This window comes from Cellulomonas sp. PSBB021 (assembly GCF_002240455.1).
GTDB classification, from domain to species: Bacteria; Actinomycetota; Actinomycetes; order Actinomycetales; family Cellulomonadaceae; genus Cellulomonas; species Cellulomonas uda.
This window is the reverse complement of the sequence record NZ_CP021430.1, coordinates 2,593,692-2,619,540: the sequence shown is the minus strand read 5'-3', so window position 1 is coordinate 2,619,540 and position 25,849 is coordinate 2,593,692. Positions and strand designations below refer to the sequence as shown.

Annotated in this window: 22 protein-coding genes and 1 pseudogene; 16 read left to right on the top strand and 7 right to left on the bottom strand. The window is 74.1% G+C overall.

The genetic code is table 11. The features are described 5' to 3' along the window. Nucleotides 1-7: 7 nt before the first annotated feature. The gene (locus CBP52_RS12040) at nt 8-1,030 is read right to left on the bottom strand and encodes a zinc-binding dehydrogenase (RefSeq protein ID WP_094181148.1); all 1,023 of its coding nucleotides are present in this window, start codon (nt 1,028-1,030) and stop codon (nt 8-10) included. Nucleotides 1,031-1,206: 176 nt separating this feature from the next. On the opposite strand from CBP52_RS12040, the gene CBP52_RS12035 reads away from it, so the two are divergent. From CBP52_RS12035 to CBP52_RS12020, 4 genes are read left to right on the top strand one after another with little or no spacing between them, the layout of a single operon-like run. Then, nucleotides 1,207-1,764, top strand: coding sequence for an SRPBCC family protein (locus tag CBP52_RS12035; protein WP_094181147.1), 558 nt, complete (start codon nt 1,207-1,209; stop codon nt 1,762-1,764). After that, nucleotides 1,761-3,302 (top strand): class I adenylate-forming enzyme family protein, encoded by a 1,542-nt coding sequence (locus CBP52_RS12030; RefSeq protein WP_094181146.1) that lies wholly within the window; start codon nt 1,761-1,763, stop codon nt 3,300-3,302. Before CBP52_RS12035 ends, CBP52_RS12030 begins: the two co-directional genes overlap by 4 nt. Nucleotide 3,303: 1 nt before the next feature. Then, nucleotides 3,304-3,927, top strand: coding sequence for an isochorismatase family protein (locus CBP52_RS12025; RefSeq protein WP_094181145.1), 624 nt, complete (start codon nt 3,304-3,306; stop codon nt 3,925-3,927). Next, nucleotides 3,924-5,936, top strand: coding sequence for an anthranilate synthase family protein (locus tag CBP52_RS12020; RefSeq protein WP_094181144.1), 2,013 nt, complete (start codon nt 3,924-3,926; stop codon nt 5,934-5,936). The genes CBP52_RS12025 and CBP52_RS12020 overlap by 4 nt, the downstream gene beginning before the upstream one ends. Here CBP52_RS12020 and CBP52_RS12015 read toward each other — a convergent pair. Then, nucleotides 5,874-7,016 (bottom strand): glycosyltransferase, encoded by a 1,143-nt coding sequence (locus CBP52_RS12015; RefSeq protein WP_094181143.1) that lies wholly within the window; start codon nt 7,014-7,016, stop codon nt 5,874-5,876. The two genes, CBP52_RS12020 and CBP52_RS12015, sit on opposite strands and share 63 nt — an antisense overlap. 203 nt (nt 7,017-7,219) lie before the next feature. Here CBP52_RS12015 and CBP52_RS12010 point away from each other — a divergent pair, with 203 nt between their 5' ends. From CBP52_RS12010 to CBP52_RS18740, 7 genes and pseudogenes are all read left to right on the top strand, one after another. Then, nucleotides 7,220-8,278 (top strand): LacI family DNA-binding transcriptional regulator, encoded by a 1,059-nt coding sequence (locus tag CBP52_RS12010; protein ID WP_198303444.1) that lies wholly within the window; start codon nt 7,220-7,222, stop codon nt 8,276-8,278. A 37-nt stretch (nt 8,279-8,315) separates the two neighbouring features. Further along, a complete protein-coding gene (locus CBP52_RS12005) occupies nt 8,316-8,876 on the top strand; it encodes an NADPH-dependent FMN reductase (protein ID WP_094181141.1) in 561 nt (186 codons plus the stop codon). A gap of 36 nt (nt 8,877-8,912) precedes the next feature. Next, on the top strand, nt 8,913-10,157 hold the full coding sequence (locus tag CBP52_RS12000) for an MFS transporter (protein ID WP_094181140.1): 1,245 nt from the start codon (nt 8,913-8,915) through the stop codon (nt 10,155-10,157). Nucleotides 10,158-10,171: 14 nt separating this feature from the next. Continuing rightward, complete coding sequence (locus CBP52_RS11995; RefSeq protein ID WP_198303443.1) at nt 10,172-11,068, top strand: glycosyltransferase; 897 nt, start codon at nt 10,172-10,174, stop codon at nt 11,066-11,068. Between the two features lie 77 nt (nt 11,069-11,145). Then, nucleotides 11,146-12,381 (top strand): transposase, encoded by a 1,236-nt coding sequence (locus CBP52_RS11990; protein WP_094181139.1) that lies wholly within the window; start codon nt 11,146-11,148, stop codon nt 12,379-12,381. 478 nt (nt 12,382-12,859) lie between these two features. Beyond that, nucleotides 12,860-14,980 (top strand): polymorphic toxin-type HINT domain-containing protein, encoded by a 2,121-nt coding sequence (locus CBP52_RS11985; RefSeq protein ID WP_157732596.1) that lies wholly within the window; start codon nt 12,860-12,862, stop codon nt 14,978-14,980. 277 nt (nt 14,981-15,257) lie between these two features. Continuing rightward, nucleotides 15,258-15,860 (top strand): annotated as a pseudogene (locus CBP52_RS18740) (barstar family protein); the annotation flags it as partial. Nucleotides 15,861-15,952: 92 nt separating this feature from the next. On the opposite strand, the gene CBP52_RS11970 reads toward CBP52_RS18740, so the two are convergent. From CBP52_RS11970 to CBP52_RS11960, 3 genes are all read right to left on the bottom strand, one after another. Continuing rightward, the gene (locus tag CBP52_RS11970; RefSeq protein ID WP_094181136.1) at nt 15,953-16,603 is read right to left on the bottom strand and encodes a helix-turn-helix domain-containing protein; all 651 of its coding nucleotides are present in this window, start codon (nt 16,601-16,603) and stop codon (nt 15,953-15,955) included. Nucleotides 16,604-16,609: 6 nt separating this feature from the next. Continuing rightward, on the bottom strand, nt 16,610-17,044 hold the full coding sequence (locus CBP52_RS11965; protein WP_094181135.1) for a VOC family protein: 435 nt from the start codon (nt 17,042-17,044) through the stop codon (nt 16,610-16,612). A gap of 115 nt (nt 17,045-17,159) precedes the next feature. Beyond that, complete coding sequence (locus CBP52_RS11960) at nt 17,160-18,341, bottom strand: ROK family transcriptional regulator (protein ID WP_094181134.1); 1,182 nt, start codon at nt 18,339-18,341, stop codon at nt 17,160-17,162. 151 nt (nt 18,342-18,492) lie between these two features. Here CBP52_RS11960 and CBP52_RS11955 point away from each other — a divergent pair, with 151 nt between their 5' ends. The 5 genes from CBP52_RS11955 to CBP52_RS11935 all read left to right on the top strand — a co-directional run bounded on the left by CBP52_RS11955 (nt 18,493) and on the right by CBP52_RS11935 (nt 24,457). Continuing rightward, a complete protein-coding gene (locus tag CBP52_RS11955; RefSeq protein ID WP_198303442.1) occupies nt 18,493-20,016 on the top strand; it encodes a sugar ABC transporter ATP-binding protein in 1,524 nt (507 codons plus the stop codon). Continuing rightward, complete coding sequence (locus CBP52_RS11950; protein WP_094181133.1) at nt 20,013-21,059, top strand: ABC transporter permease; 1,047 nt, start codon at nt 20,013-20,015, stop codon at nt 21,057-21,059. The genes CBP52_RS11955 and CBP52_RS11950 overlap by 4 nt, the downstream gene beginning before the upstream one ends. A gap of 89 nt (nt 21,060-21,148) precedes the next feature. Next, complete coding sequence (locus tag CBP52_RS11945) at nt 21,149-22,201, top strand: substrate-binding domain-containing protein (protein ID WP_094181132.1); 1,053 nt, start codon at nt 21,149-21,151, stop codon at nt 22,199-22,201. A 67-nt stretch (nt 22,202-22,268) separates the two neighbouring features. Beyond that, the gene (locus CBP52_RS11940; RefSeq protein WP_094182350.1) at nt 22,269-23,459 is read left to right on the top strand and encodes a Gfo/Idh/MocA family protein; all 1,191 of its coding nucleotides are present in this window, start codon (nt 22,269-22,271) and stop codon (nt 23,457-23,459) included. Then, nucleotides 23,456-24,457: a sugar phosphate isomerase/epimerase gene (locus CBP52_RS11935; protein WP_094181131.1), complete on the top strand. Its 1,002-nt coding sequence runs from the start codon at nt 23,456-23,458 to the stop codon at nt 24,455-24,457. The genes CBP52_RS11940 and CBP52_RS11935 overlap by 4 nt, the downstream gene beginning before the upstream one ends. Here CBP52_RS11935 and CBP52_RS11930 read toward each other — a convergent pair. Together CBP52_RS11930 and CBP52_RS11925 are read right to left on the bottom strand one after the other, a co-directional pair. Further along, nucleotides 24,444-25,007, bottom strand: coding sequence for a TetR-like C-terminal domain-containing protein (locus CBP52_RS11930; protein WP_094181130.1), 564 nt, complete (start codon nt 25,005-25,007; stop codon nt 24,444-24,446). The genes CBP52_RS11935 and CBP52_RS11930 overlap by 14 nt on opposite strands. After that, nucleotides 25,000-25,842 carry an alpha/beta fold hydrolase gene (locus CBP52_RS11925; protein ID WP_094181129.1) on the bottom strand — a complete coding sequence of 281 codons (843 nt, stop codon included), beginning with the start codon at nt 25,840-25,842 and terminating at the stop codon, nt 25,000-25,002. The genes CBP52_RS11930 and CBP52_RS11925 overlap by 8 nt, the downstream gene beginning before the upstream one ends. Nucleotides 25,843-25,849: the final 7 nt, after the last annotated feature.

Below are 25,849 nucleotides of genomic sequence, written 5' to 3'. Positions count from 1 at the left end.
CTGCCGGTCAGGTCGGGACGGCACGTGCCCCCTCGATCGGGGTGGTGCGCGGTGCGGGCGGGTGGTGCGCGGCGACGGCGACGACGACCTTGCCGCGCACCTCGCCGCGCTCGAGCCGGGCGTGCGCGTCGGCGACGAGCTCGAGGGGCACGGAGGACAGGCGGCGGGGACGCAGTCCGGTGCGCTCGACGGCGTCGACGACGTGCCGTGCGGCGAGCGCGAGGTCCTCGACGGACGCCTGCGAGATCGCGAAGCCCGTGACGGTGGCGGCGTTGAGGTACAGCGCGCCGACGGGGAACGACGCGCGGGTCGCCATGCCGGCGAGCAGGACGACGCGCCCGCCGGGGGCGAGCACGTCGAGGTAGGCCTCGAGGTCGTTGCGTCCCGCGGTGTCGACGACGAGGTCCACGGCGCCGCCGAGCGTGGACCGGTCGAGCCGGGCGGCGCGGTCGACGGGCGTCGCGCCGGCGCGGTCGAGGTCGAACGCGTCGTCGGTGCCGCAGGTCGTCACGACGACGGCACCCGCGGCGACCGCGAGGTGCACGGCGGACCAGCCGACGTTGCCGCCGCCGCCGACGACGAGCACGCGCATCCCGGCGCGCAGGTGGCCGTGCCGGAACAGGGCGAGCCACGCGGTGCTCGCGGGGTGCGCGAGCGCGACCAGCTCGGACGCGGGCAGGCCGGCGGGGCACCGGTAGAGGCGCGCGCGGGGGACCCGCACGAGCTCGGCGAGCGCACCGTCGCGCCCGTCGTAGCCGAGCGAGCTGGTCCAGACCTCGTCGCCCGCCCGGAACTCCGCCGCGGCGGCGTCCCCGGCCTCGACGACGGTGCCGACGGCGTCGCGGCCGACGACGAACGGGAACGCCAGAGGGGTCCGCCAGGCACCGCTGCGGACGAACGTGTCGACGTGGTTCACGGAGCCGAAGGCGACGCGCACGAGCACCTCGTCGGGACCCGGGGTCGGGACGGGGAGCTCGCGCAGCGTGATGCACTGCGGCGGACCGTGACGGTCGATGACTGCGGCTCTCATCGCGGCCGAGCATGCCGACCGGCGGGGCCCGCGCGGGTGCGGCGGGGTGCGGGTCTGTCAGGTCGGCGCGGCGCGCGTGTCAGGTCGGGGCGGCGCGCCGGGGACGACGACCCGACCTGACATGCGGCGTGCGGGTGTCTTGCCGCGCACAGGTGGCGTCCGCACGATCGGGCGCCATGACGATCATCGACAGCAGCCCGCTCTTCACGGCGGCGGAGTCCATCGAGCTCGACCTGTCCCCGGACGAGGTGTACGACGCGGTGTCCGACCTGGCGCGCAGCGGCGACTGGAGCCCCGAGTGCCGGGGCGGCGTCTGGACGGGCGAGCCCGGCGCGGTGGGCTCGGTGTTCCGGGGTGAGAACTACCGGGCGGAGGACGTCGTCGGCTGGGCCCCGCTCGTGCGCGGCACCTGGTACACCGAGGCGGAGGTCGTGGAGGCCGAGCGTCCGGTGCGGTTCGCGTGGGCGATGCGCACGCACGCCGGGACGACGCAGGACAGCATCTGGGGCTTCCGCGTGGAGCCGGGGGCGACGGGGTGCGTGCTGACGCACGACTACGTGATGACGCGGGCCACGGAGGGCATCCACAAGATCGTCGCCGACCTCGACGAGGAGGCGCGCGTGCGGTTCGTGCGGGAGTGGGGCGACAAGATCGTCGACGACGTGCGCCGCACCCTGGAGAGCATCAAGGCGGTCCTGGAGGCGCAGCCGGCGCGGGCGGGGTCGGGCGCGTGATCTACCAGCGCCTCGGGAACCGGGGGATCCGGCTCGGCACGCTGTTCGCGCGCGGTCACCGCGCGAACCCGCGCGCCCGTGTCGTCACGGACCACGACCTGGACCTGGCACCCGGCCGTCGGGAGTTCTCGATGGCGGACCTGCAGGCCCTCGTCGAGGACTTCTCGGCCCGGCTGTGGTCCGCGGGCCTGCGCACGGGTGACCAGATCGTCGTCTACAAGAGCGACAACGTCGACGTGACGCTCCTGGCCTGCGCGTGCGCGCGGATCGGCGTCGTCCCCGTGCTGCTGTCGCCCAAGCTCGAGCCGGCGACGGCGTTCGCGCTCGTGCAGCGGCTCGGTCGCCCGCACCTGCTGACCGACCCGCGCAAGCTCTCGACGCCGGCGCTGGCCGACGTCGCCGGGCACGTCGCGACGCTGCTGACGGTCGGGGCGTGGCACGAGGGCGTGGACCTGGTGGCCCTGACGGACCGGCCGCCCGTCCCGGAGGTCGAGGTCTCGCCCGACGCGCCGCTGTTCGTCACGCACACGTCGGGCACGACCGGGCTGCCGAAGCTCGCGGTCCACACGCGCCGCACGATGCAGTCGCGCTACCGCCCGCAGTCGCTGTTCGCGCGGCTCGTGCCGCGCCGCGAGGCGGTCGCGATCCACGTGTCGTTCGTGCACTCGCGGATCTTCACCGCGCTGCCGATCGCGGTGCTGCACGGGCACGACGTCGCGCTGCTGCGCGAGGACGACCCGGCGGCGGCCGCCGACCTGCTCGCGCGCGTGCGCCCCGGCCTGGTCGAGGCGCACCCGAACACGTTCACGTCGTGGGAGGTGCTCGCGGACCACCCCGCCCGGCCGCTCGCCGACGTGCGCGTGTTCTCGAGCACGTTCGACGCGGCGCACCCGCGGACCGTCGAGGCGATGCTGCACGCCTCGCGCCGGCGCCGGCCCGTGTACGTGCAGATGTACGGGCAGAGCGAGGTGGGCCCGATCGCGTGGAAGGTGTACGACCGGCGGCGCGGCATGCCCGAGGGGCGCGACGTGGGCCGCGGTTTCCCGCTGTCCACCGCGATCCGGGTGGTGCCGCGGGACGGCCGTCGGCCGAGCCGTGAGCACCCGGGCGACATCGAGGTCCGCAGCGACGGGCGCATCGTGACGTACCTCGCCGAGCACGAGCGCTGGCTCGCGCAGGTCCACGACGGCTGGTGGCGCATGGGCGACGTCGGTTACAAGGACGCGCGCGGCCACCTGCACCTGCAGGACCGCGAGATCGACCTGATCGACGGCGTGCCGAGCACGCTCGAGGTCGAGGACCGGCTGCTGGTGCGGCTGCCCGAGGTCGCCGAGATCGTCGTCGTCGAGCTCAGTGAGGGCCCCACCGCGGTGCTGTGCACGCGCGACGGCCGACCGCTCGACCCGACGCGCTGGTCCCTCGCGTCGCAGGACCTGCCCGTGACGCGTCGCGTGCAGCTCCCGCGCGAGCAGATGCCGACGACGTCGACGACGAAGGTGCGGCGCCGCGAGCTCGTCGCCCTCCTGGAAGGGCGCTGACGTGCCGGGACTGCCGACGATGGAGCCGTACACGCTGCCGACGCGCGGCGAGCTCCCCGTCTCGACGATGCCGTGGCGGGTGGAGGAGGGGCGCGCGGTGCTGCTCGTCCACGACATGCAGCGGTACTTCGTGCGCGGGCTGCCGCAGCCGTTGGCCGACACGCTCGTCGACCGGGTCGCCGCGCTGCTCGCCTGGGCGCGGCGCAGCGGTGTCCCGGTGGCGTACACCGCGCAGCCGGGCTCGATGAGCCCGCAGGAGCGCGGCCTGCTCGCGGACGTGTGGGGTCCGGGCATGCGCGCCGTGCCGGACGATCGCGCGGTGGTCGACGCGCTCGCGCCGCGGGCGCAGGACTGGGTGCTCACGAAGTGGCGCTACAGCGCGTTCGTGCGCTCACCGCTGCTCGACCGGATGCGCGAGGCGCGGCGTGACCAGCTCGTGGTGTGCGGCGTGTACGCGCACGTCGGTGTGCTCATGACCGCCGCCGACGCGTTCCAGCACGACATCCAGCCGTTCGTCGTCGGGGACGCGATCGCGGACTTCTCGCTCGCGTACCACCGGCTCGCCCTGGACTGGGCGGCGGACCGGTGCGCGGTCGTGACGACCACCGCGGACGTGGTCGGATGACCGCAGCCGAGCTCCTGGGTGCGCTCCTGGCGGACGGCACCCGCCCGTTCGCGCTCGTGCACCGGCCCGCGCACGGCGAGGACGTCGTCGACCTGCTCGTCGGCGACGTCCTCGAGGCGCGGCGGCTGCACGACCTCCCGCTGCACGGCACGGCGTGCAGCCGCCGCGGCCCGGGCGAGTCGCTCGAGTCGCTGGTCGTCGTCCCGTACCGCCAGGTCACCGAGCGCGGCTTCGCGGCGGTCGACGACGACGAGCCGGTCCTGTGCCTGACGGTCCAGGAGCACCACCGGCTCGCCTGGGCCGACGTGGTGGGCGCGCTGCCGGGCAGGCCCGCGGTCGTCGTCGGGGACTTCGACGTCACCGACGAGCAGTACGCCGACCTCGTCTCGACGGTCCTGCGCGACGAGATCGACACGGGGTCCGGCGCGAACTTCGTCGTGCACCGCTCGTGGGAGGGCCACGTCTCGGACGGTCGCACCCCGGTGGTCGCCGCCGCGGCCGCGCTGCGCCGGCTGCTTCTGCGCGAGGCGGGTGCGTACTGGACGTTCGTGATCCACACGGGCCCGCGCACGTTCGTCGGCGCGAGCCCCGAGCGGCACGTGACGCTGCGTGCGGGCACGGCCACCATGAACCCGATCAGCGGCACGTACCGCTACCCCTCGTCGGGGCCCACGTTGGAGGGCGTGCTCGGCTTCCTGGGCGACACCAAGGAGACCGACGAGCTCAACATGGTGCTCGACGAGGAGATCAAGATGATGTCGCGGCTGTGCCGCGACGTGCACGTGCGCGGCCCGTACCTGCGGGAGATGGCGAGCCTCGCGCACACCGAGTACCTCGTGGAGGGCACGGCCGAGGTGGACGTGCCGACGCTGCTGCGCGAGACGATGCTCGCGCCCACGGTCACGGGCAGCCCGATCGAGAACGCGTGCCGGGTGATCGCGGCGCACGAGCGACGCGGCCGGGGCTACTACAGCGGCTTCGCGGCGCTCGTCGGGCGGGACGCCACGGGCGACGCGAGCGTCGACTCGGCCATCCTCATCCGGACGGCGGACGTGCGTGCCGACGGTCGCATGACGATCGGGGTGGGTGCGACGCTCGTGCGTCACTCCGACCCGTGCGCGGAGGCCGCGGAGACCCGCACCAAGGTCGCGGGCGTGCTCGGCGGGTTCGACGTGGGGGCCGCGGGCCCGCTCGCGTCGCACCCCGACGTGCTCGCCGCCCTCGACCGCCGTGGGCGGCGGATCGCGGACTTCTGGCGGCCGGCCGGCGGCGGTCGCCGTGCGAGCACGCGCTCGTCGGCGGCGGGCAGGGCGGGCCGCGCGCCCGGGCGGGTACTGGTGCTGGACGCGGAGGACACGTTCACGCACATGCTCGCCTGCCTGCTCACCGACGGCGGGTGGGACACCCGGATCGTGCCCGCGGCCCAGGTCGCGGGGCCCGGGCGGGACCTGGACGCGGCGCTCGCGGACGCGGACGTCGTCCTGCTCGGGCCGGGCCCGGGTGACCCGCGCGCGGACGACGACGAGCGCGTGCGTGCGCTGCGTGCCGCGGGTTCCCGGCTGCTGGCGCGCCGCTCGCCGTTCGTCGCGGTGTGCCTGGGGCACCAGGTCACGGCGGGGCTGCTCGGGCTGCGGGTCGTGGCGCACGACTGCGCGCGCCAGGGTCTGCAGAGCGAGGTCGACCTGTTCGGTGCGCGCGAGACGGTCGGGTTCTACAACAGCTACGTGGCGCAGTCCCATGTCGACTCGTTCGAGGTGCCGGACGTCGGGTACGTCGAGGTGGCGCGCCGCGGGGCGGAGGTGCACGCGCTGCGCGGCCCGTTCTTCTCGACGCTGCAGTTCCACCCCGAGTCGGTGCTGACCCTCGACGGCGGCCGGCTGCTGCGCGACGCCGTGGCGTGGGCGTACGGGGGCCGGGACGGCGACGCCGGCCCGCGGGGCCGACGATCAGGTGGTCAGGAGCCCCTCGAGCCGGTCGGCGGCCTCCGCGGCTCCGTCGCGGGTCTGTAGCGCGGCGGCCAGCCGGCGGGCGGCCGCCGCGTAGGACGCCTCGGTCAGCACCGCGCCGGCCGCGGCGGCGACGTCCTGCGCCGGGGCGTCGGCCGGCAGCGAGCGCCCGGCGCCCCGCTCCTCGAGGAACGCGGCGACGCGCGGCTGGTCGAGCGCGGCGACGCCCTCCTGGTCCTCGGCGCGCCCCGTCAGGCAGACGACCGGCACCGCGTGCCGCAGCGCGCGCATCGCGGTCCCGTGCCCGCCGTGCGTGACGACGAGAGCGGCGTCCTGCATGAGGCGGCCGTGGTCGGCGAACGCGACCGCCGTGGCGTTGGGCGGCACGACGAGCGACTCGGGCGGGACGGCGCCGACGGTCGCGGTCACCCGGACCGGCAGGCCGGCCAGGCCGTCCAGCGTGCGCTGGAGCTTGCCGACCGACGACTGCGCGACCGCGGTGCTGAAGCTCACGACGACGTGCGGGCGGTCGTCGTGCGCGGTGCCCAGGGGCTTGGCGCGCGAGTCCAGTGCGAGCACGGGCGCGCCGTGGCGCGCGTTGGGCCACGGCGAGCGGGCGGGGGAGTCGAACTCCTCGAGCGCGTTGACGTGCAGCGCGTCGGCGCGTCCCCACAGCGTGCGCACGTCGGCCATGGCGCCCAGACCGGCGCGGTGCCGCGCCGCGGCCTGGTCGCCCATGAGCGTCTCCCAGCCGTCGATCGTGCGGTGCAGGAACGTGTGGAGCATGACGGCCACCGGGACCCCGGCTCGGGGTGCGGCGTCGAGCGCGGCGCCGAACATCGCGTCGACGACGAGCACGTCGGCGTGCTCGTCCGCGCCGACCGCGAGCACCTCGTCGCCGACCGCCGGGTCGGTGAGGTAGCTGAACAGGCGGCCCCGCGGGTGCCACGCGTAGGCCTCGGCGTGCGCGTAGGACGACTCGAGGACCGTCGCCGGCAGCCCCGCGGCCGTCACGCGCGGCGCCATCTCGGGCCGACCGGCGAACACGACCCGGTGCCCGCGCGCGGTGAGCGCGTGCGCGATCCCCACGCTCGGCGGCACGTTCCCGCCGCCGTCGAAGCACGCCCACACGAACGTCGCCACGTCGTCCCCCTGACCTCGCCGTTCGGACGGGCCGCCACAGTAGCGGCGCCGCCGTGCGGTACGGCGGGGCTCCGGACGCGTCTGTCAGGTCGCGTGCCGGACGGGTGTTGACCCTGCCGGGGTGCCGGTGCAACGATCCAGTAATACGATCTACTAGAACGATCCAGCAGACGAGCGGCCGAGTGCGGACAGGGGAGGTCACGGTGGGCGAGCGTCCCAGCATCAAGACCGTCGCCGCCGCGGCCGGGGTCTCGCCGTCGACGGTGTCGAACGCCTACCGTCGGCCCGAGCAGATGACCCCCGCGGTGCGCGAGCGCGTGCTCGACGCCGCCGACCGCCTCGGCTACCCGGGTCCCAACCCGATCGCGAGCTCGCTGCGCAGCCGCCGCACCGGGTCGGTCGGCGTGCTGTTCGCGCAGGACCTCACGTACGCGTTCAGCGACCCGTACTGCCTCGACCTGCTCACCGGCATCGCGCAGGTCGCGAGCGAGCAGGCGACCAACGTGCTGCTCATGCCCGTCGGTCCGCACGTCGTGTCGCGCACCTACTCGCGCGACGAGGAGCTGCGGCTGCTGCAGTCCGTGCGCCAGGCCGCGCTGGACGGCGTGATCGCCGACGGCGTCGACCCCACGCACCCGGTGCTGCGCGTCCTCGCCGAGCGCGGCGTCCCGGTCGTCGGGACCGTCGACGGCGACGGGCCGTGCGTGCTCGTCGACGACCACGACGCCGCGGTCGTCGTCGGGGCGCACCTGCGCGGCCTCGGGCACCGGCGCGTCGTCGTCGTCGCGGACAGCATGGACGACGACGACGTCGCGCTCGCCGACCCCGACGACCCGCGGATCTTCCCGTACGCGCGGCTGCGGGCGCGCGGCGCCGAGGTCGGTCTGGGCGCCGGCGCGCAGGTCGCCACGGTCTCCGCGGGCCAGAACACGCCCGCGGCCGGCCGCGCCGCGGCCGCGCTCGCGCTCGGGCTCCCGCTCGCCCCGACCGCGATCGTCGCGACCACCGACGTGCTCGCCCTCGGCGTGCTCGACGAGCTGCGTGAGCGGGGCCTCGTCGCCGGTCGGGACGTCTCCGTCACGGGCTTCGACGACGTGCCGCGCGCGGCCGGGCTCGGCCTCACGACCGTGCGTCAGCCGGTCCAGGACAAGGGCCGCCTCATGGCCCGCATGCTCGTCGACCCGCTCGTCGAGGCCGCGCGCGTGACGCTGCCGACCGATCTCGTCGTCCGGACCAGCACAGGGCCCGCCCCGCAGGGGTAGCCGTACCGAACCAGCAGGAGCACCAGGGGGAAGTCGCATGTCCAGTCAGCTCAAGGTCGCCCTCGTCGTCGCGAGCGTGCGCGAGCAGCGGTTCGGCCCGGTCGTCGCCGGGTGGGTGCGCGAGCAGCTCGAGGCGCACGGCGGGTTCGAGGTCGACGTGCTCGACCTCGTCGACGTGCACGTGCCCGTGACGCTCGACGGCTCGGGGGACACCGAGGCGCTGCGCGCCCGCATCGGCGCGGCCGACGCGTTCGTCGTCGTCACGCCCGAGTACAACCACGGCTACCCGGGGTACCTGAAGATCGTCGTCGACACCGTGCTCGAGGAGTGGGCGGGCAAGGCGCTCGGCTTCGTCTCCTACGGCGGGTCCGCGGGCGGGTCGCGCAGCGTCGAGCAGCTGCGGCAGGTGTTCACCGAGCTCCAGGTCCACACGATCCGCAAGCAGGTCGTGTTCTCCGGCGTCTGGGACCGGTTCGACGACGAGGGCCGGCTCGTCGAGGGCGCCCGCTACGAGGGTGCCGCCAAGTCGATGTTCGACCAGCTCGTGTGGTGGGCGGCGGCGCTGCGCGAGGCGCGCCGCACGCCCGTGGTCGCCTGACGCGACCGTCACCCCACCACCGACCAAGGAGCCGTCATGTCCTCCCCGAGTGCCGCCGCGCCGCCGGCGCCCCTGACCTCACCGCGACGCGCGGTGCTCGCCCTGACGGTGCTCGCCGCCGGCGCGTTCTGCTTCGTGACGTCGGAGACGCTGCCCAGCGGCCTGCTGACCATGATCTCCGACTCGCTCGGCGTGGAGCAGTCGACGACCGGCCAGCTCGTCACGGTGTACGCGGTCGTCGTCGTGCTGTTCTCGCTGCCGCTGACCCGCGTGACCGCCCGCGTTCCCCGGCGCGGGCTGCTCACGGTCACGCTGGTCGTGTTCGCCACCGCGTCCCTGCTCGCGGCGCTCGCCCCGTCGTTCGGCGTGCTCGCCGCGGCCCGTGTGCTCGCGGGCGTCAGCCACGCCCTGTTCTGGTCGATCGCCGCCGCGGCCGCGACCGGGCTGTTCCCGCCCGAGGTCCGTGGGCGCATGGTCGCGCGGCTGTCGATCGGCAGCGCGCTCGGCCCCGTGCTCGGCGTCCCGCTCGGGACGTGGCTCGGGCAGCAGCTCGACTGGCGGGTCCCGTTCGCGGCGATCGGCGCCGTCAGCGTCGTCCTCGCGGTCGCCGTGCTCGCGCTCGTGCCGCGCTACGCGCCCGAGGAGGGTGGTGCGGCGCGCGGGCTGACGCCCAGCGTCTCGCGGTTCGTCGTGCTGCTCGTCACGACGTGCCTCGCCGTCGCGGGCGGCATGGCCGTCCTCACCTACATCGCGCCGTACGTGCTCGACCACGCCGGCTTCGCCGAGAAGTCGCTGAGCCTGGTCCTCGCGGTCTCGGGCGGTGCCGGGGTGGTGGGCACGACGGTCGTCGGCCGGTTCCTCGACTCGCACGCGCGGGCGTGCCGGGTCGTCGTGCTCATCGGGCTCGCCGTCGCGCACGCCGGGCTGTGGGCGTTCGGGCACCGGCCCGCGGTCGTCGTCGCGTGCGTGGCGCTCACCGGGGCGTGCTTCGGTGCGCTCGCGGCGACGCTCATGCACCGCGGCCTGCAGGTCGCACCGGGGAACACCGACATCGCGATGGCTGCGGTGAGCACCGCGTTCAACATCGGCATCGCCGCGGGCGCGTTCCTCGGCGGCCGCGTCCTGGCCGCGGGCGGCCCGCACCTCGTGCCCCTCATGGGGGCCGGGCTCGTGACCCTGGCGCTCGTCGTCGTGCTGGCCGAGCCGCTGCTGGTCGCCCGCCGCGGCTCGGGACCGGCGCCGCGCCCCGCCGAGCCCGCCCTGACCTCGACCACCCACTGACACCGGAGGCCGCCGTGCGCACCGACCACCCGCTGACGGCCACCGTCGTCGTCCCGACCTACAACCGCGCCGACCTGCTCGCGGCGACCCTCACGTCGCTCGTCGCGCAGGACCTGGCGGCGGACCGGTTCGAGGTCGCCGTCTGCGACGACGGGTCGACCGACGGCACGCCGGACGTCGTGGCCGACTTCGCGACCCGGCTGCGGATGCGCTACCTCTACCAGGAGGACGACGGCTACCGCGTCGCGGCGGCCCGCAACGCGGGCATCACCGCCGCCGCCGGTGGCATCTGCGTGTTCGTCGACTGCGGGGTGGTGCTGACCAGCGGGGCCGTGCGGGCGCACCTCGAGGCGCACGAGCGCACCGACGGGCCCGCGGCCGTGATCGGGTACGTCCACGGCTTCGAGCAGGACGACGACGACGCGGAGCAGCTGCGCGCCGAGACCGACCTCGCGGACCTCGACGCGACGCTCGCGGACTTCGTCGCCCGGGGCGTGTGGCCCGACATGCGGGAGCGCTCCTACGCCCGCTACGACGACGCGCTCGCGGGCCTGCCGGCGCCGTGGGTCCTGTACTGGACGTGCAACGTGTCCGCGTCGACGGAGCAGCTGCGGCGCGTCGGGATGTTCGACGAGGCGTTCCGGACCTGGGGCGGTGAGGACATCGACCTCGCGTACCGGCTGTTCCAGGACGGTGCGACGTTCGCGCTCGCGCGCGCGGCCACCGCGCTGCACCTGCCGCACCCGAAGAGCTACGCCGAGCGCGAGGAAGGCGCCATCGCGAACTACCGCTACATGGCGGGCAAGTACCGGGACCCGATCGTCGACCTGATCACCGAGCTGCCGCCGCTCGACTTCCGGGAGCTGAACGACGAGGTCGTCGAGCGTGGCCTGGCGGTCGCCACGACGTGAGCAAGGACCCGTGCGTGAGACCCACGTGACGGGACGACGGTGCCGGGCACCCGCCCGGCGAGCTGCAGGGGGCAGTCATGACTTCCACGACATCGCACGTCTCGGCCCAGCTGATCGGCAGACCGGACTTCGAGGAGTTCTGCGCCAGCGTGTTCGGTGCGCTGCCGCGCCGCGACCAGCAGCGCAAGGCAGCCGCATACGTCGCCGGGCTGCTGCGCGCGAGCGGCCGCAAGTCGCTGCGCAACATCGCCGCGGCCGCCGGGGCCGACGTCAACGAGCAGAGCCTGCACCACTTCGTCAGCGAGTCCACGTGGCCGTGGCGGACCGTGCGCCGCGCGCTGGCGCAGCACGTGGTGCCGACGAGCAGCCCGCGGGCGTTCGTCGTGCGGCACCGGGACACGCCCGCCCGCCCCGCCCGCCGCGGCAGCGGCGACGTGCCGCAGCCGCGCCGCACCTACGGGCTGTGGGTCGCGACCGACGGCACGGCCCTCCCGCTGTCCTGGTGGCTGCACGAGGACCCGCGCACCGGCCGCACGTCCGCGCGGGTGCCGGAGGCGGTCGTCGTCGAGGCCTACCGCGACGCGGTCGGCGCCGGCCGCGGCGGTGTCCCGCTCGTCGCCGACGCGCGCGGGATCTCCGTCTCCTCGATGCTGCGCGGCCTCGAGGCCGCCGTCCCCGGCGCCCCGGTGGCCCTGCGGATCGGCGCAGGGCAGGCCGTTCAGGTCACGGACGCGCGTTGCGCGCCCGCCGCCGGGGCGTGGATGCCCGCGCAGCAGGTCGCGGCGTGGACGCGGGACCTGCGGCGAGCGAGCGGGACGGCCGTGTCCGTCGCGCCCGGCCGCCTGGCCGTCGCGCGCATCGGCGTCCAGGTCCCCGAGCGCACGGGTGGCGTGGGCGCTCGCGGGCTGCCGCCCCTGCTCGCCGAGCTCGTGTGCCTCGGCGACCCGCGGCGGCCGTGGCCGCAGCAGCTCTGGCTCGTCGCGGGCGGGCCCGCCGACACGGACCTCGCGCAGCACCTCGCCAGCTGGCTCGACCGCGCCCCGGCCAGCGCCGAGCCGACCAGCGGCTCCCTGGGTCTCGACGACTACCGCGGGCGGTCCGAGGACGGCTTCCACCGGCACGCCGCGCTCGTCGGGGTCGCGCAGGCGTTCCTCGCACACCAGTCCGCGGCCCGCGCGATCCGCCTCCGCGAGACCGCCCGCGCCGCCGCCGACCGCTCCGCGGTCTGCTCCTCCCGCCTGCCGACGGCCCGCCCCCCGCGCTCCGCGCTGGCCCGCCGCCTCCACCCCCGCCCGGACGCCGCCCACGCCTGACCCGCCCCGCAAGGCCCAGCCCGCGTCCGACGAGAGCGCGGTGCTCGTGGGTGGAGAAGCGCTCGCCAGACGAGCGTTTCTCCACCCACAGACCGGTGGGGCCGACTCGTCCGGCACGACGTGGTCGTCGCGTCCGGGGCTGCGTCGGTCATCTCGGTCGTCCGTTCACGTGAACGTCGAGCCGTTCGTACCGGTAGCGACCCGTATGACCACTAGTGTCCCCTCGCGCCCTCGATGGGGCCCGACTACGACGCGGGTGCCGCCTGAGACGGCACGACCAGCAGGGGGCTGCCGCGGCTGTCTCCTGCTCTGCCTGGGACGGGGTGGCATAGGGGCAGCGAAGCGGGCGCCGGGGCGTCGCGTCACGGGTGCGATCGTCGCGGCCGCTCTCGCGGGGGGAGTGGCGGTCGGTGTCGTCGCCGCGTCCCGCGAGCCGAGCATCGAGGCGCAGCGGTGCGCCGCGGGTGAGGCGCCGACGGTGGCCGAGGCTGTCGCCGCGGCCCACGGGTGCGACGACGACGTCGTCGTGACGGGTGCGCTCGACCCGTGGACGGCCCTCGTCGCGACCCCTCGTGGCACACTGCGCCAGGAGGTGACTGCCGGGGCGGTCCGGACGGACGTGAACGGGGCGTGGGAGCCGGTCGATCCGCGCGTCGTCGTCGCCCCGGGCACGGGCGTGCTGCGCGTGGCCGCCCCGGTCACGCCCATCACGTTCTCGCGCGCCAGTCGCGGCCGCGCGGTGACGTTCGAGACCGAGGCGGGCGATGTCGCGCTCACGGTTCCTGTGAGTTTGGGTGCCCCGCGCGTCGACGGCACGCACGTCGTGTATCCGCTCCTCGCGGCGACCGGGCAGCCGGTCGACGGGGCGGTCCTCACGGTCGAGGTGCACGCGGACGGCTCGGGCGTGACGCCCGCGATCGAGCTGCGGGACCGCGAGGCCTACGAGCAGGTGCGCGCCGCGGCGGGCGCGGACGGACTGGGCTTCGAGGTCGTCGCCGAAGACGGTCTGTCGGTGCATCCCGCGGACGTGGGGTTCACCGTGGTGGACGGCACCGGCGCGACCGTGCTCGCAGGCGGGGCTGCGTACCAGTGGGACAGCGCCGGGGCCGGAGAGCCCGGCGCGCTCGAGTACTCGGGCCTCGCGCTCGCAGACGGCACCGCCCGTCCGACGAGCGACGACGAGGGTCACGAAGGTGCGGTGCTGTCGCCCGCGCCGGGGGACTCCCGCGCCGAGCTGCACGCCACGGCCACGGAGCGCGGCACCGCCTTCCTCGCCGCCGACCAAGCCATGCTCGAGGACGCATCGACCACGTGGCCCGTCGTGATCGACCCGCCGATCTCCGGGATCGTCCGCAACGACTGGACGGTGCTGCGGTCGTCGTTCCCGCCGCTGCACCGGACGTCCGCCTCCGAGGGCGTCGGTCGCTGCCGGCCCGCCGACGACGCGAGCTGCACCGGGGACTTCTCTTCCCGCATGTTCTGGCGGTTCACGTCGATGTCGGTGCTCAAGGAGCTCAAGGACGACGACGTGGTCGCCGCCTTCGACTCGGTCGTCGGTGGCGCGTCGGGTCTGCTGGGCGCGGGCCTGGGCAAGGCAGCGGCGAAGTTCGCCGCCCCTGCTGCGAGGCGTCTGGGCTCGTCGTTGTCGTCGGCGGTCAAGAGCGTGTCGGCGAAGACGTCGTCGGCGGCGGCGCCTGCTGCGCGAGGTGCGGCCAAGGCGGGGTCGGCGGCGAAGGCGAAGCCGTCGGGCTCGTCGCCGAGGGTGCCGGAGGGTGCCGCGTGCCGGTTGTCGTTCTCGGGTGACACGCGTGTGCTGCTGGCCAGTGGGGCGAGCGTGCGGATCGACGAGCTGAAGGTCGGCGACGAGGTCATGGCCGCAGACCCGCAGGCCGGCAAGCAGCGCGGGGAGCAGGTCGAGGCGGTCCACGAGCATCAGGACGCGCTGATCGTGCTGGTGATCGACGGTGCGCAGCTGCGCACCACCGAGGACCACCCGTTCTGGTCGGTGAGCGACCAGCGCTACGAGCGTGCCGACCACCTGAGCCCTGGTGAGCTGGTGCTCACGTCCGACGGTCGCACGGCCACGGTCGACGCGGTCGTGGACGACGAGCCACTGCTGGCCCCGGCGTACACGCTGACGGTCTCCGACCTGCACACCTACTTCGTGCTCGCCAGCACCCCGACCACCACCGACCCGGCCCGCGGCCCACCGGCCTCGAGCACCCCTATCCTCGTCCACAACTGCGACGTCGCCGCCAACACTGGGACTACGTCCGAGCGGATCAGCTCCCCGCTTTGGACCGCCGGGAAGAGCGACTCCGCTCCGGCAAACGCGCTCCGACACTTCAACGACCACGGCGCGGACTTCCCTGGGATCAACAACTCCCTCGAGTACGTCGCCGACGCTCAGAGTTTCCTGCGGTCGCCACCGTCGGGCACGCTTACGCGGCTTCGCACGAACGGCGATGTCGTGCGCTACAACCCGGGCTCCAACACGTTCGGCGTGATGGACTCCTCGGGCGCGCCTCGGACCTACTTCCGCCCCGACCCGGCTCAGCACGGGTACCCGACCAACCTGGACTACTTCAATGCCCAGTGACGACTTCATGCGCTGTCGCGTGTGCGGGCTCGAACTCCGTGAGCCGCCGTGGGGGCCCGACGGCACCACGCCCCTCTACGACTACTGCCCATGCTGTGGAGTCGAGTTCGGATACCAGGACGCGACGCCTGCGGGTGCACGGCGATTCCGAGAGGCGTGGGTCACGAGCGGTGCAGAGTGGGCAAGCCCCGACGAGCGCCCGGCCGGCTGGGACCTTGGCGCCCAGCTGGGACATGTTCCCGCCCCGTTTCGCTGAGCGCTGGCGGACGGTGGAAGCATGATCGTCAGTTCTATGTCGGTCCGCGCGCTCTACGTGGCGCGCCTTGATCATCGGCGCGATCTCAGCGCTCGGGCTCGTCCTTCTCGCAGCGTCGCCCGCTACGGCCACACCGTCGGGGTTCGCCTACGACGCCGCCGCGTACGCCTACGACGGCCCTGCGCTGTTGTCGTCGCCGGACAGTGTGGCGGCGGTCGGGCGGGGTTCACCGCCGGGGTCGGGAGCGGCGTCGTGGGGGAGGTCCGCGTCCGCTCCGGGCGACGTAGTTGCCGCAAACACCGCAGACGATCTCCGGAGCCTGACCCTCAGTCGATCGGGTCCGCCGTGATGGGCTGGGTCGAGTCCGGCTTGACCGCACGGGTGGTCCGCGGCCGCAAGATGCGGACGCTCGGCGGCGTGTTCGACGAGTTCGCCGCGGCGATGCAGTTCCCGCTCTACTTCGGAGAGAACGAGGACGCGTTCAGTGAATGCATCGCCGAGCTCGAGAGCCTGCCGGCGGGCGAGGGGTACGTCGTCACGATCACGGAGCCCGACCAGGTCCTCGCAGAAGAGGACTCTGCAGTGCTCGGCTGGCTCGTGCGTTCCCTGGCGTCGGCTGCCGAGGAGTGGGCCCAGCCAGTTGAGCTCGGCGAGTGGCGGACGTGCGCGCTCTGTGCGGGACGTGCGCACTCGGCGGGGGGTATGCGGTCAGGCGGTCAGGCGGCCAGGTGGAAGGTGGTGGCGAAGCGGGTCAGGAGGGTCTCGGGGCCCGAGAGGACCTGGACGACGCCTGTCGCCAGGGCGTGGTCGGGGGTGAGCTCGCCGGAGATGAGGTGGCGGATCTGCGGGCCGGCGGAGAACGCGAGGTCGGCGGCGGTGAGGTCGCCATCGGCCCGCACGACGTCGAGCCGGGGGCCGTCGACGTGGACGAGCAGCTCGGCGGGGCCGAGCTGGGTGCCGTACGTCGTCGCGGGCAGGTCGGCGGCGACGTCGGGGCGGAACGCGGTGCGCAGCGCCATGGTCATGGAGTCGGGGGTGACGACCTGCTCGGGGCGCGGCTCGCCCATGGCCTTGAACCCCCACGCCCCGAGCGCGAGCACCACGGGCTCGAGCTCGCGGCCGTAGCCGGTGAGCTCGTAGACGACGACGCGCGAGTGCGGGACGCGTCGGATGATGCCCGCTCCCTGCAGCTCCTTGAGCCGCGTCGCCAGGATGTTGCTCGGGATGCGGGGCAGGCCCGCGGCGAGCTCGCCGTAGCGACGCGGCCCGACGAGCAGGTCGCGCACGATGAGCAGCGCCCAGCGTTCACCGACGAGCTCGAGGGCTCGGGTGAGGCCGCAGTACTGCCCGTAGTCGCGTGCAGCCACGGAGCCTCAGGCCTGCTGGGCGGCGTAGGCCTCGGGGCCTTGCGCGGCGGCGACGGGGTCCATCCAGCCGAGCTCGATGAGGTTGCCGTCGGGGTCGGTGAGCTGGCGCTGGTACATGAAGCCCAGGTCGGTCGCGGGCTGGTCCTCGGTGCCGCCCGCGGCGAGCCCGGCGGCGGCGGTCGCGTCGACGTCCTCGCGGGAGTCGAAGAAGATCGCGGTCGCGCTGCAGGGCGCCTCGCGCGGGTCGCCGAGGGGCTTGTCCGTGAAGGTCTGGAAGAACTCGCGGACCAGGATCATGAAGTAGCTGTGGCCCTCCTCGACGACGACGCACGCGGCGTTGTGGTCGGTGAACTGCGGGTTGATGGTGAACCCGAGGGCCTCGTAGAACGCCTTGGCGCGCTCGAGGTCGGTCACGGGCAGGTTGACGAACATCCCGGTCATCGTGGGCTCCCCTGGCTTCGGACATACGTGGACGAAGCCACACTTGCAAATAGCAAGCGGAGCGTCAAGAGGGACGACGCGACCCGTCGGGCTCTCGGGGCGCAGGACGGGGTGGTCAGCCGACGAGCGTGTCGATCGCGGACGCCGACAGCACGTGCTCGGCGGCCATCGCGCTCGCGCCGAGCACGCCCGCCTCGGTGCCGGTGCGGGTCCCCGCGATGCGCAGGTGCTGCGTCGCGAGCGGCAGCGAGCGGCTGTAGACGACCTCGCGGATGCCCGCGATGAGGTGCTCCCCGGCGCCGGCGACCTGGCCGCCGACCACGATCACCGACGGGTTGAGCATGCTCACGCACGCCGCGAGCACCCCGCCGATGCTGCGGCCCGCGTCGCGCACGGCGCGGTTCGCCTCGACGTTCCCAGAGCGCACGAGCGCGACGACGTCGCTGCTGGTCGAGGCGGGGACGCCGGCGGCCGTGAGGTCGGCGGCGATCGCCGGCCCGCTCGCGACGGCCTCGAGGCACCCGGTGTTGCCGCAGCGGCACTGCCGGTCCACGCCGCCGGGCACGGCGATGTGCCCGAGGTCGCCCGCCGAGCCCTGCGCGCCGCGCGCCAGCGACCCGTCGAGGATGATGCCCGCGCCGATGCCGGTGGCGACCTTGACGTAGAGCAGGTGGTCCACGGTGCGCCAGCGCGCGGTGTGCTCGCCGAGCGCCATGAGGTTGACGTCGTTGTCGACGAGCACGGGCGCGTCGAGCCGCGCGGACAGGATCCCGGGCACGTCCGCGTCGTCCCAGCCGGGCATGATCGGCGGGTTGATCGGGCGTCCTGTGGAGTGCTCGACGGGTCCGGGCAGCCCGACGCCGACGCTCGCGAGGTCGCCCGGCACGCGCCCGGCCTGCGTCAGCAGCGTGCGGCCGATCTCGACGACACGCGTGAGCACGGGCTCGGGGCCGGCGTCGATCGAGATCGCCTCGCCGTGCTCGGCGAGGACGGTGCCCGCGAGGTCGGTGACGGCGAGTCGCGCGTGCGTCGCGCCCAGGTCGACGGCGAGGACGACGCGCGCTGCGGGGTTGAACGCGAACGTCGCGGGCGGGCGGCCCCCGGTCGAGGTCGCCTCGCCGGCGGGTGCGACGAGGCCCGAGGCGAGCAGCGCGTCGACGCGCGCCGCGATCGTCGAGCGGGACTGACCGGTCACGGTCGCGAGGTCGGAGCGCGTGCGCGGACGGCCGTCGCGCAGGAGCTGGAACAGCTCGCCGACGCCCGCGGGTCGCGGCGCGGCTCTCGTCGGCTCGGCCATGCGCACAGTGAACCATCCCGTTCCGGCTGGTCGCGGCGCTGTTCGTCCCAGTTGCCCGCGCCACCCTTTTGTTGGTCGCGATCCTGTAACGACACCACGCGCTCGTCAACTTTTGCTTGACGAACAGCAGAAGTATCCCTAGGTTCGGCGCATGGTCAACGAGGACCGAACGGAAACAGCGCCGCTGCTGTCCATGCGCGGCATCGTCAAGCATTTCCCGGGCGCCCGCGCCCTCGACGGCGTGGACCTCGAGGTGCGCCGCGGCGAGGTGCACTGCCTGCTCGGCCAGAACGGCGCGGGCAAGTCCACGCTCATCAAGGTGCTCGCGGGCGCGCACCAGCCGGACGCCGGAGAGGTCCTCATCGACGGCAGCCCGGTCACCATCGCCGACCCCGTGAGCGGCCTGCGCCTCGGCATCGCGACCATGTACCAGGAGCTCGACGTCGTCGACGGGCTGTCGGTCGCCGAGAACATCTACCTCGGCCACGAGCTGTCGAGCGGCGGGTTCACCCGGCGCCGCGAGGTCGCGCAGCGCACGCGCGAGCTCATGGCGCGCCTCGGGCACGCGTCGATCCCGCCGCACCGCGAGGTCGGCCGGCTGTCCGCCGCGGGCAAGCAGATCGTCAGCATGGCGCGCGCCCTGTCGCACGACGCGCGCGTGATCGTCATGGACGAGCCCTCGGCGGTCCTCGACTCCGAGGAGGTCGCCAACCTGTTCCGGGTCGTGCGCGACCTCACCGCCCAGGGCGTGTCCGTCGTCTACATCTCGCACCGCCTCGAGGAGATCCGCCAGATCGGCGACCGGATCACCGTCCTCAAGGACGGCCGGACGGTCGCGACCGGCCTGCCGGCGACCACCCCGACGCCCGACCTCATCCGCCTCATGACGGGCCGCACGGTCGAGTACGCGATCCCGCGTCGCGAGCCGGTGGCCGACGACGCGCCCGTCGTGCTCGAGGTCGCTGACCTCGGCCTGAAGGGCGCGTTCGAGGACGTCTCGTTCTCGGTGCGCGCAGGCGAGGTCGTCGGTCTCGCGGGACTCGTCGGCTCGGGCCGCTCCGAGATCCTCGAGACGGTGTTCGGCGCGCGTCGCGCGACGAGCGGGACCGTGCGTGTCGGCGAGCGGCGCGTGCGCACCGGCTCGGTGGCCGACGCGGTCGCCGCCGGGATCGGGCTGTGCCCCGAGGAGCGCAAGAGCCAGGGGCTGCTGCTCGACGAGCCCGTCTACCGCAACATCACGCTCTCGACGTTCGCGCGCACCGCGCGCGGCGGGCTGCTCGACGAGGCCACCGAGCGCGAGCAGGCACGCGCCCAGGTCGAGGCGCTCGAGGTGCGGCCCGCCGACGTGGCCCGGCACGCGCGCACGCTCTCCGGCGGCAACCAGCAGAAGGTCGTGCTCGCGCGCTGGCTCGTGCACGGCTGCAAGGTCCTGCTCCTCGACGAGCCCACGCGCGGCGTGGACGTGGGGGCCCGCGCCGAGATCTACGCGCTCGTGGCCGAGCTGACCGCGGCGGGTGCCGCCGTGGTCGTCGTCTCGAGCGAGATCGACGAGGTGCTCGGCCTGGCCGACCGCGTGCTCGTCGTCTCCGAAGGGCGGGTGGTCCACTCCGGACCCGCCGCCGACATCGACGAGCACCGCGTGCTCGACCTCGTGATGGAAGGAAGTGCCGCATGAGCGAGCACGACGTCGCCAGCGACGCGCCCGCCCCGGGCAGCGTCGACGCACCCCCGGCGCCGGCCCGTCGCCGAGGCGCCGGGCTCCTGCACGGGCCGGCAGGCCGCAACCTCGGGCTGGTCATCGCGCTCGCGGCGATCTGCGTCGTCGGGGTCGTCACCGCCGGCGACCGGTTCGCGAACGTCGACAACCTGCTGACGATCCTGCGCCTCGCCTCGGTGCTCGGCGTGCTGTCGATCGGCATGACGTTCGTCATCACCGGCGGCGGCATCGACCTGTCGGTCGGCTCGGTGCTCGGGCTCGCGTCGGTGTGGGCGTCCACTCTCGCGACCCAGACGATGGCCGAGGACACGCACTGGATCGTCATGGTGCTCGTCGCGCTCGGCGTGGGCGTCGGCGCGGGGCTGATCAACGGGATCCTCGTCGCGTACGGCAAGGTCGTCTCGTTCATCGCGACGCTCGCCATGATGGTCGCCGCGCGCGGCCTGGCCGAGGTCATCGCGAACCGCCGCACGCAGGTGGTCCGGGTGCGCGACTTCCTCGACTTCTTCCGCGCGGACTTGCTGGGCATCCCGATGCTCGTGTGGATCTTCGCCGTGGTGTCGGTGGCCGGGTGGGTGCTGCTCAACCGGACGACGTTCGGCCGCCGCACCGTCGCGGTCGGCGGCAACGCCGAGGCGGCCCGCCTCGCGGGCATCAAGGTGCAGCGCCACACCATGTACCTGTTCGCGCTGTCCGGCCTGGCCGCGGGCATCGCCGGCGTCATGATGCTCGGCCGCACCACCGCGGGCAGCTCGACCAACGGGATGCTCTACGAGCTCGACGCGATCGCGGCCGTCGTCGTCGGCGGCACGCTCCTGGCGGGTGGCCGCGGCAGCATCGTCGGCACCGTCTTCGGCGTCCTGATCTTCACGACGCTGACCAACGTGTTCACGCAGAACAACCTGTCGATCTCCGCCCAGTCCGTGTTCAAGGGCGCGATCATCGTCGGCGCCGTGCTGCTGCAGCAGCGGCTCGCCGACCGTTCCCGGGCCGGCACGTAGCCGCCCCTCGCCACGACGAGAACACCCCCGCACCCGCCGGTCCCGACTCCGGCACGTCACTCGCGCACCACCGATCAAGGAGGATCGTCATGTCCGCACGCAAGAGCCGTCGTCGCTGGCTCGCCGCCGCCGGGGCGCTCGCTGCCGCGTCGCTGCTCGTCACCGGCTGCACGTCCAACGAGCCCACGAAGTCCGACGACGACACGCAGGCCGCTCCGGTCGCGGCCGGCGAGAACGACGAGAAGGGCGACACGGTCGTCATCGGCTTCTCCGCCCCGGCCGCGGACCACGGCTGGATGGGCTCGATCACGAAGTCCGCGAAGGACCTCGCCGCGCAGTACGACGACATCGACCTCAAGGTCGCCGACGGCACGAACGACGTGAACCTGCAGATCAGCCAGGTCGAGCAGTTCATCAACGACAAGGTCGACGCGATCGTCCTGCTGCCGTTCGACGGCGCGGCGCTCACCGAGGTGGCCATCAAGGCCATGCAGGCGGGCATCGTCGTCGTGAACGTCGACCGTGAGTTCGACGACCCGACCGCCGCCCGCACCACCGTGCTCGGCGACAACTACGGCATGGGCATCAGCGCGGGCCGGTACATCTGCGAGCAGCTCGGCGGCAAGGCGGGCGCGAAGGTCGCGGAGATCGCCGGCATCGACTCGCTGCCGCTCACGCAGGACCGCAGCCAGGGCTTCGCCGACGCGCTCGCGGAGTGCGGCCTCAAGGTCGACAACCGGGTCGCCGCGGACTTCACGGTCCAGGGCGGCGAGGCCGCCGCGGCGAACCTGCTGCAGGCCGCGCCGCAGCTCGACGCGATCTGGAACCACGACGACGACCAGGGCGTCGGCGTGCTCGCGGCGATCGAGGCCGCGGGCCGCGACGAGTTCTTCATGGTCGGCGGTGCGGGCTCGAAGAACGTCATGGAGGCCATCAAGGCCGACGACTCCGTGCTCAAGGCGACGGTCGTCTACCCGTCCACGCAGGCGGCCGACGGCATCAAGCTCGCCCGGCTCCTGGTGCAGGGCAAGTCGATGAGCGACCTCGTCGAGGTGGAGGTGCCGCGCACCATCCAGCTGTACGCGCCCGTCGTTACCAAGGCGAACGTCGACCAGTACCTGCCGACGGCCTTCGAGTCCTGAGAACCACACCGGGTGGGGCGGCCCGACGGTCGCCCCACCCGGGTCCCGAGGAGGGGACGTGACCGAGATGCGACGACCGCGCCTGGGCGTGGGGATGGTGGGCTACGCCTTCATGGGGGCCGCCCACTCGCACGCGTGGCGGACCGCACCGCGCTTCTTCGACCTGCCGGCGGAGGTCGACATGGCGGTGGTCGCGGGGCGTGACGAGACGAAGGTGCGCGCGGCGGCCGAGCGGCTGGGGTGGCGTGCGGCGGTGACCGACTGGCGCGCGCTCGTCGGGCACGACGACGTCGACCTGGTGGACGTCTGCACGCCGGGCGACACGCACCCCCAGATCGCCGTGGCGGCGCTGGAGGCCGGCAAGCACGTCCTGTGCGAGAAGCCGCTCGCCAACACCGTCGAGGACGCGCGGGTCATGGCGGCCGCCGCCGCGGCGCGTCCCGACCTGGTGGCGATGGTCGGCTTCACGTACCGCCGCGTGCCGGCGATCCAGCTCGCGCGGCAGCTCGTCGTCGACGGGCGGATCGGGCAGGTGCGGCACGTGCGTGCGCAGTACCTGCAGGACTGGATCGCGGACCCGCAGGTGCCGTTGTCCTGGCGGCTCGACCGGCAGAAGGCCGGGTCGGGTGCGCTCGGGGACATCGGCGCGCACGTGGTCGACCTCGCGCAGTTCATCACGGGCGAGTCGGTGACGGGCGTGAGCGCGGTCCTCGAGACGTTCGTGCACGAGCGTCCGGTGGCCGACGAGTTCACGGGCCTGTCCGGAGCGTCGTCGGGGAGCGGCGCGACCGGACCCGTGACCGTGGACGACGCCGCGGCGTTCCTCGGCCGGCTGTCGGGCGGTGGCCTGGCGACGTTCGAGGCGACGCGCTTCGCGTACGGCCGCAAGAACGCGATCCGACTGGAGGTCAACGGCTCGACCGGGTCGCTCGCGTTCGACTTCGAGGACATGAACGTCCTGCACTTCTTCGACGCGACCGAGCCCGCCGCGACGGCCGGGTTCCGCCGCATCGTCGTGACCGAGCCCGAGCACGCGTACGTCGCGGCGTGGTGGCCTGCGGGCCACGGCCTGGGCTACGAGCACGCGTTCACGCACCAGGCCGTGGACCTGGTGCGCGGCATCGTCGCGGGCGAGCACCCGCGGCCCACGTTCGCCGACGGGCTGCAGGTGCAGCTCGTCCTGGACGCCGTCGAGCGGTCCGCCGCCGACGAGTCCCGCTGGACCCCCGTCCCGACGTCTCAGGAGGATGTGCGATGACCCGCCCCGTCACCCTGTTCACCGGCCAGTGGGCCGACCTGCCGTTCGAGGAGGTGGCGCGGCTCGCGTCCGGCTGGGGCTACGACGGCCTCGAGATCGCGTGCTGGGGCGACCACCTGGACCCGTGGCGCTGGGACGACGACGACTACGTCGCCGACCGCCTCGCGATTCTGGAGCGCTACGGCCTCAAGGTGTGGGCGATCTCCAACCATCTCAAGGGCCAGGCCGTGTGCGACGACCCGATCGACCAGCGGCACCGCGACATCCTGCCCGACGTGGTGTGGGGCGACGGCGACCCCGAGGGCGTGCGGCAGCGGGCCGCGGAGGAGATGAAGCACACCGCGCGCCTGGCCGCGAAGCTGGGTGTGAAGACGGTCGTCGGGTTCACGGGCTCGTCGATCTGGAAGTACGTCGCGATGTTCCCGCCGGCCTCGGCCGAGATGGTGGACGCGGGCTACCAGGACTTCGCGGACCGGTGGAACCCGATCCTCGACGTGTACGACGAGGTGGGCGTGCGGTTCGCGCACGAGGTCCACCCCTCGGAGATCGCGTACGACTACTGGACGACGCAGCGCACGCTCGAGGCGATCGGCCACCGCGAGGCGTTCGGGCTCAACTGGGACCCGAGCCACTTCATGTGGCAGGACCTCGACCCGGTGGACTTCATCCTCGAGCACCGCGACCGGATCTACCACGTCGACTGCAAGGACGTGAAGCTCCGGCTCGGCAACGGCCGCAACGGCCGCCTCGGCTCGCACCTGCCGTGGGCGGACCTGCGCCGCGGGTGGGACTTCGTGTCGACGGGTCGCGGGGACGTGCCGTGGGAGGCGGCGTTCCGCGCGCTCAACTCGATCGGCTACGACGGGCCCATCTCGGTGGAGTGGGAGGACGCCGGGATGGACCGCCTCGTCGGCGCGCCGGAGGCGCTGGAGTTCGTGCGGCGCAACGCGTTCGACGCGCCCGCGGCGGCGTTCGACGCGGCGTTCAGCGCCCGCTGAGCCCCCGGTCGACGAAGTCGACGAACCACTCGACGCTCGCGTCCCGGTCGGTGTCGAGCTGGAACCCGCCGGCGACCTCGATGACGGCGAAGCCGTGGAACAGGCTGCGGACCATGCGCAGCACGTGCACGGTGTCGGCCGGGTCCACCGGGTAGGCCGCGACGGCGGCCGCGAGCGACTCGAGCACGCGGTCGCCCGCGGCCACCAGCGGCGCCTCCGTCTCGTCGGCGTCCACCCGGACCGTCGCCGCGTACCTGCCGGGGTGCGCGGCGGCGTACCGGCGCAGCGTGTGCGCGGCGGCGGCGAGCGCGTCGCGTCCCGAACGGCCCTGCAGGGCGTCCCGCAGGGCCGCGCCGAGCTCCGTCAAGGCGAGTGTCGCGATGCGGCGCTGGAGGTCGGCCTGCCCCTCGACGTGCTTGTAGAGCGACGGTGCGCGCACGCCCAGGCGCTGCGCGAGCAGGCTCATGGTGACGTCCGGCAGGCCGACCTCGTCGGCCAGGTCCGCGGCGGCCGCGACGACGACGTCCGGGTCGAGCCCCGCCCTAGGCACGCGGCTGTCCCGCGAGCGTGCTGGCGAGGAACGGCAGCAGCAGCGCGAGCGTCTCGTCGGGCAGCTGAGTGTGCGGGTAGTGCCCGGCGCCCTCGATGACCGCGACCTGGCCGATCCCGTCGGGCATGGCCGCGACGACGGCCTCCGCCTCGGCGCGCGGGTCCGCCCAGTCGGGGTCGAGCGTCCCGGCGACGACGAGCGCGGGGCGGGTCAGGCGGCCCAGGTGCTCGCCCGCGTCGGCCGGGCTGGACGAGCCCATGCGCCGCAACGCGCGCATCCGGCCCGGGCGGCGCAGCTCGTCGGCGTTGCCGCGCAGCTGCTCGGCCCAGTCGGCGGGCCTGGTGGGGTAGGCCAGGTCGAGGTACCGGTGCCACCACGTGACCGAGCCGAGCGCGGCGGTCAGGGCCAGGCGCGTCATGCCGCGGCGGTACCGGGCGACGCGCAGGTCGCGCAGGCTCGTCGTCTGGCGGCGCGTGAACGGCGCGAGCTCGACGACGCCCGCGACGAGGTCGGGCGCCTGCGCGGCGGCGATCGTCACGGCGCCGCCCGCGAGCGAGTGCCCGACGAGGACCGCGGGGCCACCCAGGTGGCGCACGAGGGCCAGCAGGTCGCCGGCCACGGCGGTGCGGGAGTAGTCGGGCCAGTCGGCGCTGGACTCGCCGCAGCCGCGCAGGTCGAGGCTCGCGACGCGGTAGCCCGCCGCGACGAGGCGGGGCGCGACGAACCGGTAGGCGGCGCGCGAGTCGCCCATGCCGTGCGCGAGCACGACGAGCGGCCCGGTGCCGGCGACGTCGTAGGCGAGGGTCCCGCCGTCGACGCTGAGCTGGTGGGTCATGACGTCT

Excerpts from the sequence above, each read along its gene's own strand:
- CBP52_RS12040 (WP_094181148.1), bottom strand. The coding sequence starts at position 1,030 with ATGAGAGCCGCAGTCATCGACCGTCACGGTCCGCCGCAGTGCATCACG.
- CBP52_RS12035 (WP_094181147.1), top strand. The coding sequence starts at position 1,207 with ATGACGATCATCGACAGCAGCCCGCTCTTCACGGCGGCGGAGTCCATC.
- CBP52_RS12020 (WP_094181144.1), top strand. The coding sequence starts at position 3,924 with ATGACCGCAGCCGAGCTCCTGGGTGCGCTCCTGGCGGACGGCACCCGC.
- CBP52_RS12005 (WP_094181141.1), top strand. The coding sequence starts at position 8,316 with ATGTCCAGTCAGCTCAAGGTCGCCCTCGTCGTCGCGAGCGTGCGCGAG.
- CBP52_RS12000 (WP_094181140.1), top strand. The coding sequence starts at position 8,913 with ATGTCCTCCCCGAGTGCCGCCGCGCCGCCGGCGCCCCTGACCTCACCG.
- CBP52_RS11990 (WP_094181139.1), top strand. The coding sequence starts at position 11,146 with ATGACTTCCACGACATCGCACGTCTCGGCCCAGCTGATCGGCAGACCG.
- CBP52_RS11965 (WP_094181135.1), bottom strand. The coding sequence starts at position 17,044 with ATGACCGGGATGTTCGTCAACCTGCCCGTGACCGACCTCGAGCGCGCC.
- CBP52_RS11960 (WP_094181134.1), bottom strand. The coding sequence starts at position 18,341 with ATGGCCGAGCCGACGAGAGCCGCGCCGCGACCCGCGGGCGTCGGCGAG.
- CBP52_RS11955 (WP_198303442.1), top strand. The coding sequence starts at position 18,493 with ATGGTCAACGAGGACCGAACGGAAACAGCGCCGCTGCTGTCCATGCGC.
- CBP52_RS11950 (WP_094181133.1), top strand. The coding sequence starts at position 20,013 with ATGAGCGAGCACGACGTCGCCAGCGACGCGCCCGCCCCGGGCAGCGTC.
- CBP52_RS11945 (WP_094181132.1), top strand. The coding sequence starts at position 21,149 with ATGTCCGCACGCAAGAGCCGTCGTCGCTGGCTCGCCGCCGCCGGGGCG.
- CBP52_RS11940 (WP_094182350.1), top strand. The coding sequence starts at position 22,269 with ATGCGACGACCGCGCCTGGGCGTGGGGATGGTGGGCTACGCCTTCATG.
- CBP52_RS11935 (WP_094181131.1), top strand. The coding sequence starts at position 23,456 with ATGACCCGCCCCGTCACCCTGTTCACCGGCCAGTGGGCCGACCTGCCG.
- CBP52_RS11925 (WP_094181129.1), bottom strand. The coding sequence starts at position 25,842 with ATGACCCACCAGCTCAGCGTCGACGGCGGGACCCTCGCCTACGACGTC.